Source organism: Acinetobacter sp. YH12239 (assembly GCF_013417635.1).
In the GTDB taxonomy this organism is placed as follows: domain Bacteria; phylum Pseudomonadota; class Gammaproteobacteria; order Pseudomonadales; family Moraxellaceae; genus Acinetobacter.
Map to the genome: position 1 here is coordinate 180,912 of NZ_VPDP01000007.1, position 6,974 is coordinate 187,885.

At 36.9% G+C, this 6,974-nt stretch carries 6 protein-coding genes and 1 rRNA gene; 2 read left to right on the forward strand and 5 right to left on the reverse strand.

The window, feature by feature from the left end; all coding sequences use genetic code 11:
* The first annotated feature begins 288 nt into the window (after positions 1-288).
* Together FTV17_RS08485 and FTV17_RS08490 are read left to right on the forward strand one after the other, a co-directional pair.
* A complete protein-coding gene (locus FTV17_RS08485; protein ID WP_373687196.1) occupies positions 289-1,314 on the forward strand; it encodes an alpha/beta hydrolase in 1,026 nt (341 codons plus the stop codon).
* Positions 1,315-1,802: 488 nt separating this feature from the next.
* Positions 1,803-2,345, forward strand: coding sequence for a type 1 glutamine amidotransferase domain-containing protein (locus FTV17_RS08490; protein WP_179998915.1), 543 nt, complete (start codon positions 1,803-1,805; stop codon positions 2,343-2,345).
* Between the two features lie 40 nt (positions 2,346-2,385).
* On the opposite strand, the gene FTV17_RS08495 is transcribed toward FTV17_RS08490, so the two are convergent.
* The 5 genes from FTV17_RS08495 to rrf all read right to left on the reverse strand — a co-directional run.
* On the reverse strand, positions 2,386-2,697 hold the full coding sequence (locus tag FTV17_RS08495) for an ankyrin repeat domain-containing protein (RefSeq protein ID WP_179998916.1): 312 nt from the start codon (positions 2,695-2,697) through the stop codon (positions 2,386-2,388).
* Positions 2,698-2,732: 35 nt separating this feature from the next.
* Entirely contained in the window at positions 2,733-3,587 is an 855-nt protein-coding gene (locus tag FTV17_RS08500) for a cell division protein (RefSeq protein ID WP_035268135.1), read from the reverse strand.
* A gap of 81 nt (positions 3,588-3,668) precedes the next feature.
* Entirely contained in the window at positions 3,669-5,018 is a 1,350-nt protein-coding gene (locus FTV17_RS08505; RefSeq protein ID WP_179998917.1) for an aromatic acid/H+ symport family MFS transporter, read from the reverse strand.
* Positions 5,019-5,391: 373 nt separating this feature from the next.
* The gene (locus tag FTV17_RS08510; RefSeq protein ID WP_179998918.1) at positions 5,392-6,642 is read right to left on the reverse strand and encodes an esterase-like activity of phytase family protein; all 1,251 of its coding nucleotides are present in this window, start codon (positions 6,640-6,642) and stop codon (positions 5,392-5,394) included.
* Between the two features lie 228 nt (positions 6,643-6,870).
* Positions 6,871-6,974 (reverse strand): 5S ribosomal RNA (gene rrf, locus FTV17_RS08515); the annotation flags it as partial.

A 6,974-nucleotide genomic window follows, 5' to 3' on the forward strand; every position in this document is an offset into this window, starting at 1 on the left:
TTAGATCAAAGATGAAAGCCGATCATTTTACCATGAATTCAACTCAACTTGCTTGATTAAAAAACAATCAAATACAACTGCTTAAATTTTCTATTCATCACTGATGACCTAAGACCTATTCTTGTACATTTAACATACAACCAAATCTAAACAAAAAATAATATGCATTTAATTTCAGCAACTTAAGCTTAGCAATTGACTCAATTCTTTTACGACTGATGATTTGGGTAATAAACAAAGTTGCTTTTCATTTTTATAGTGTTTGAAAAAAATGAAAGGCGTTTAAGCGTGCTCAAAATAATACTCACAACCGTTGCCACTATGATGGCTTTATTACTTTCTAATTTGGCTTGGACTCAATCTAAAATTCCACAGTCTTACCAGCAACAAGCAGCTTGGCAACAATTACAACAAAGACTCCCTTTGAAGTTTCGTATCAACGACCAAAACAAACCACATGAGTACTACTGGAGTTGGAATGATTACCGTGTACATGTCGATGCTTATCCTAATACTAAAGCGCCAGCCAAAGTCATTTTATTACATGGCGTAGGTACAAATGGTCGTCAGATGAGTTTAATTCTTGGGCGTCCACTTGCCCAAAAAGGATATGAAACCTTCGCATTGGATTTACCCGGTTATGGTCTGACACAATATCCTTCAAAAAAAGAAATTCGTTATGATCATTGGGTGAAATTGATCAATGATTTTGTGAACGAACAAGCGCAAAAAGATGATCGTCCTATTTTCCTTTACGGACTCTCAGTAGGTGGAATGCTCACGCTACATGTGGCCATGCAGAATAAACATGTCGATGGCATCATCGGAATGACCTTTCTCGATCAAGAGTTTAAAGACGTTCAAAAAGGAACCATGCGTTTTAGTGCTCTAAGCCCTGTTCTTTTGCCAAGTATGAAAGCAGTTGCACATACCCCTTTGAAGCAAATCACCTTACCTATGTCCTTGGTCTCAAAGATGTCAAAACTCACCAATGACCCTGAAGCCTTACGCATCATGCTGGCTGACAAGACATCCGCAGGTAATAGCATGAGCGTGGAGTTTTTAAACAGCTATATGCATTACCAAAAACCATATCCTTTGACTCAGTTTAATCAAGCACCTGTGTTACTGACTCAACCTGAACAGGATCAATGGACTCCTTTAAAATTGAGCCAACCTGTTTTGAAACAGTTGAAAGTACCTTATCGTGTGATGAGTTTACAAAATGGCGGGCACTACCCTGTTGAGCAACCTGCATTAGATCAGCTGGTAAAATACAGTGATCAATTCATTCGTGAAAATTTAAAACGCTAAATTGATCTATTGAACGATAAATGAATCACTTAGATTGTTTTGTAAGCATTTTCCTACAATCATCTCTTCTATTGTCGGCTATTCACATCAACGACACTGGACTATTCTTAAATCATCAGGAGACAGGAAGTTTCCCAAACAAAAAACAACAATAATAAGTTTGAGCATCAGGACGTGAGGTACGACAGGAGTTATACCTAAAAGCAGCCGATACGAAGAAAAGCCCATCAGGAAGATGGGCTTTTCTTTTTCTTATACATAGAATTTTTAAGCACACTACACGTTGTCACGCTTGTAAAACAATTATTCATCATGCTTTTTCGCTTTCACAACACTTTCATGCATTCCATTTGTTAGTTTTAAAGTGTGTCACGCAACAACTCTGACTGTAATTTCCAAAGTGCAAGGGACTTATGCTGTTCCTACAAGACGGAATAGCCTAGTGCAAACGGCTTGCATACAAAATTTTAAAGATTGAGGATGTGAACATGGCAAAAGCTTTATTTATTACTGCAAATTTTGGTGTTGAAAAAGATGAATTAATCAAACCCTTAGCATTTTTAAAATCAAAAGGGATTGAAACCTATCATGCTGCTGAAGAAAAGAAATCTGTTCAGACTGTGGTTGGGGATCAAGAGCCTTTTGATCAAGTTCAACCTGATTTAAGCTTCGATGAAGTCAATGCAAACGACTATGACATCCTGATTATTCCTGGGGGAACGGTCAATGCGGATAACTTGCGAATTCATCCACAGGTTCAAAAATTGATTCAAAGTTTTGCTGACCATCAAAAACCAATCGCAGCTATTTGTCATGCGCCTTGGACGTTAATTGATGCGCAACGTATCAAAGATAAAAATCTGACGTCTTACAAGTCAGTAAAAATTGATTTAGAAAATGCAGGCGGTAAATGGGTCGATGAAGAGGTGCATCGTTGTAATACTGGCGGTTGGCCGCTCATTACTTCACGTTGTCCTGATGATATTCCTGCATTTAATGAAGCCATTTATAAAGAATTGACGCAGTCTTAAACGATTAAAACCCCTTTTTAGGGGTTTTATTTCGCATGTTTTACAGACTTTTTAAGTAATCTACGATTTCTTGCTCGCCTGCCATTTCAGCAAGTTCTAAAGCTGTAAATTGCCCCTTGTAAGCAACATTTGCACCTTTTGCGACTAGCAGTTGTACTACATCTAAGTACCCATTCTCTGCGGCTGCTTGAAGTGCGCTATAACCTTCATCATCAATTTGATTTACATCAGCTCCGTTGTTTAAAACTGTTTCAACTTCTGTGATTTCGCCTAATGAAGCCCAATAGATAATTTCAGGAAGATGAAGTTCGCTATCATCGTCAGGGAGTGGGGAGAATGAATTGAGTTTCATAGGAATATAATCAATTTAAATTACTTTAACTGATACTATAACTCATTTCGCTGTAAAGACTCCTTTTCAAATTTTAAGGCTTCTTTGTTTGAGCCTAAATATCTGTTGATTCCATCAATAGCAAAAAATCCACTAATTGGATTTTCATGATGACCAATTATTAAACCTCCTAAACAATTCTTTGCAGTACAGTTTGCAATAAGAGTACTGTTATTAGTGATTAAAATATTTGTTGGGCGTATTAGAATTTCTACTCCGTTCCGAAGAAATCTACCTCTTTTGAATATTACTTTATTAGGGGGACAGAATTGTATTTCGATTAAAATCTTTCGATGGTTTTCTCTAACTGTAAGAGTAGTACCAATTAATTGGATATCCCAAGCTGATGGTTTGTAAATTAATTGATTATTTTTAATATGAAGTACTGGAGAATTGTACTCATTAAAAATTACTAGGTTTAATAAAAAATGACCGTCAGCCAATATCAATCCAATTAGAGGTACTCCATCAACACTTAGTGGAATCATTGCAGTGCCATAACCATTATCACTACAAGTGAAAGTATTACCCCCTATTTCAACAATTGCTTCTTCACCTGAAAAATGTAATAGATATGGTTTTGATACTCCTTGTCGCAGGTTGAAAGGATCTTCATTAGCTTTTCTAACAACCTCCTTCGGTAATAATCCATTAGTTTTCTCACGATGATGATGATCACAAAGTAGTGTTATCTCTTCAGCTATATGACGCTTAACTAAAGCCCATTCTTCCATATGCTCATATTCATATAATGGCATTCCACAAATAACGCATCCAAAACCACATCTTTGTCTAACTTCTCTTTGTATAGGTAATGGAATATTTCTACTACTTACTTTTTCTTCGAGCATATTTTAAAATTAATTTTATCAAAATTAGTAGTTTTTTACATAAAAAGCCCCCTTACGGAGGCTTTTAAATCATTCAATTATTTAAGCTTTGGCAATACTTGGCTGACTTGAACCAATCTTTTCAGCTTCACTTTCATTCATAATCAGAGCCACTGCAATTGCAGTAATCAACACAGGTAAACCTACTGCCATAAAGTTAAAATGCGCTGGTAAGTTCATCCCTAGTAAGCCGCCAATCAAGATTGGACCAACAATTGCTCCCATACGACCAATCGCAGACGACCAGCCAATTCCTGTTGAACGAACTGCCAATGGATAGTACTGAGCTACGTAGCTATATAACAACATCTGTGAACCAATCGATGCAGCACCTGCCAAGAACACCAAGATGTAAAGTAACAGCATATTCGACTGGAAGCCCATTAAGCTCATCACTATCGCACCCATTAAACCCAAGAACATCAGTACAGGTTTTAAATGGTAACGGTCTGCCAAGATACCACCGCCAACGATCCCCACTACCGCACCAACATTCATGACCATCATGAACATTAAGCTATTATCCATTGAGTAGCCCGCAGCTATCATCAATTTCGGTAACCAGCTGCTGAGAGCGTACATGGTTAATAAGCATGTAAAGAATGCAACCCAGAACAACAATGTATTTACAGCGCGACCACGACGGAACAAGCTGACAACAGTTGCCGATTCAGGCTCATCTACTTGATCCAGCTCGAAAGTTGTATCTTTCTCAACTTTTACTTTAGGTTCAATCTTCGCCACGATTTGACGAGCTTCTTCCTGACGATTTTCTTTTACGATGAAAGTTAAAGATTCAGGTAAGAATTTCCAAATAATTGGAAGTAAAAGTAATGGAATACCTGCAATAAAGAACATGATTTCCCAACCAAAACTTGGTGTAAACCATGAACCTAATAATGCAGCCATCACACCACCTACCGCATAACCACTAAACATAGTAGTTACCAAGGTGCTACGCATTTTTTGAGGTGCATATTCTGAGGTCAAAGCCACAAGGTTTGGCATAACACCACCAATCCCTAAACCTGCCAAGAAACGCAAAATACCGAACTCAGTTGGATTGGATGCAAAACCACCCGCAAAGGTTAATCCACTGAATAAAATAATACAGATCATAATGACTTTTTTACGGCCAATCTTATCTGCTAAAGAACCAAAAATCATTGCGCCAAACATCATCCCTGCAAGTGCAGTACTTGCGAGCATGCCTGCTTGAACAGCACTTAAACCCCATTCATCCATCAATAATGGTAAAACTACGCCATTAATTGCTAAGTCATAACCATCAAACAGGATAATGAGTAAACACCAAGCGACAACATTGAAGTGAAATGGTGTGAATTTAGCATGGTCAATAATTTTATTGACGTTCATTGCTTGCTGTGACATTCCTCACCTCCTGTGAGAGATCGTATTTCAATAATCTTTAAGCACGATCCAACCAACTTTGAATTTAATTGTTGTGAGCGACGCATCAAAATCGTGTGCTTAAAGTCTGTGAGGTAAATTTCACATAATTCTGTGTTAATAAAAATTGAACGTTAGTCTAAAATCCAATCAAAACTAGGCTTTTTATCTAAATATCGCATTAGACCAAAGTTAGTTTGACTTATGAAAATCAGTGTTTCCATCATTTTATTGGTGAGTAATGATGATATCTCGCTCAAATACGAATTTATTAAAGTACTTATTTAATTATGATATTTTTCACTTAATTTACTAAAAAAACCTCATAGATCAAAATCTATGAGGCCTTGAACAATTAATATAACTTTTTGTCTAATTTAATCTGAATAATTTCATTATCATCAGCAAGTTTTGCATTACGCCCACTTGAACCTGGAAAATTATTGTCATTCAACACTGTGATTAAATCAGGTCCTTCAATCACAATATCTTCAATGGTAAAGAATGGGAAACCAAAACGATCACCCGTCATAATATCGCCCTCTCGTGGCGTACCATATAATAAATTTGGATTCGCAATATCCATTAAATTGACCAAGTCAGTCTTATTAACCAACTGCTTCGGTTCATTCAGTTGTATGCGAACTAATTTCTTAAAACCACCAACATTATTTTCAGTATCATCACGCTCAATCACAACACCTTCATTTTGACTAAATAACTGGAAATCACCAATTGCTGTTGCTTTAGGGTCGAGCTCAAAATAGTAATGGTCATTTGTATATGCTTTTTTAGCAATATCAAATTTTGAAATTAATAAATGTCTTTGCGCATTCTTGCTTAATGGTTTTTCCAGCATTGGATATAAATATTGACCATCTGGAGAAATAGCCATGCCTTCAAATCCACCACTTCTTTGCACGAGCGCATTTTCTATTTCAGTCGCACTTTGATGAAGTTGATTTTGTGGAGATCGAAGCTCTTCTCCTTCTTTTTCAGGATGAGGCAATGCAATCGGAGCACTCTTTAAAACACCATCAGCACTAAAATGCAGTAAAAATGGACCGAATTCATCTCCGATCCAAATATCGCCATTTTTATCACGCTGTATGGATTCCGGATCAAAATCAGCACCTGTTAAAAGTCGTTCTGGCGTACTCTCATTGACAATTTTGAATGGTACTAACTTATTCGGATCACGAAGCTGTATATGAGACAGTACTTTAACGTTATTTGAGTTGGTCTTAGCAGTTCTAAAATCTACTGAAATATTATAAAGACGTAATAGATAGTCTGCTGAGTTATCTTGTGCACCAAATCCATTATCAGACATTACAAGATACGTTCCATCAGCATTTTTTAATGCCCCAGAAAATCCTTGAACTGGCTGACCTTTAAATGGTGGATAAATACCATTTGCACCTTTAACATAAAGTCCTGAATCTGGTCCATCGGCATAGGTAGCCACATCAAGCTTTGCAAATGAAACAAGTGTAGGCTCCTTTATCTGATTTTGTTGATCTGAGGTGATCTTATCATCAGAATCATTACAACCGCTAAGGGCTAAAAATGACAATAGCACTGTGCTTAAAAGTGTCTTGTTCATAAATCCGTATGTATCACTTAATTAAGGACTCATGATTAAACGGCATGATGGTGTCATTCGTCTGACAGATCAATGAAGATTTGATGAAGGCTTTTATTATCAATTCCTCGTTAAAAAATCTTTAGCAGTGAGTTGTATGATCCATTTCCCTTTATATTTAATTCTTTATTTTTTTCTTTTCATATAAAAAAACACCCCCTTCTATTGAAGGGGGTGTTTAGAATAATGAGCTGGCGATGACTTACTCTCACATGGGTAACCCCACACTACCATCAGCGCTAAGAGGTTTCACTTCTGAGTTCGGGAAGGGATCAGGTGGTTCACTCTTGCTA

Bases quoted from the DNA above. Each gene is read 5' to 3' on its own strand.
- FTV17_RS08495 (WP_179998916.1), bottom strand. From the start codon at position 2,697: ATGAAACTCAATTCATTCTCCCCACTCCCTGACGATGATAGCGAACTT.
- FTV17_RS08500 (WP_035268135.1), bottom strand. From the start codon at position 3,587: ATGCTCGAAGAAAAAGTAAGTAGTAGAAATATTCCATTACCTATACAA.
- FTV17_RS08510 (WP_179998918.1), bottom strand. From the start codon at position 6,642: ATGAACAAGACACTTTTAAGCACAGTGCTATTGTCATTTTTAGCCCTT.
- FTV17_RS08490 (WP_179998915.1), top strand. From the start codon at position 1,803: ATGGCAAAAGCTTTATTTATTACTGCAAATTTTGGTGTTGAAAAAGAT.
- FTV17_RS08505 (WP_179998917.1), bottom strand. From the start codon at position 5,018: ATGTCACAGCAAGCAATGAACGTCAATAAAATTATTGACCATGCTAAA.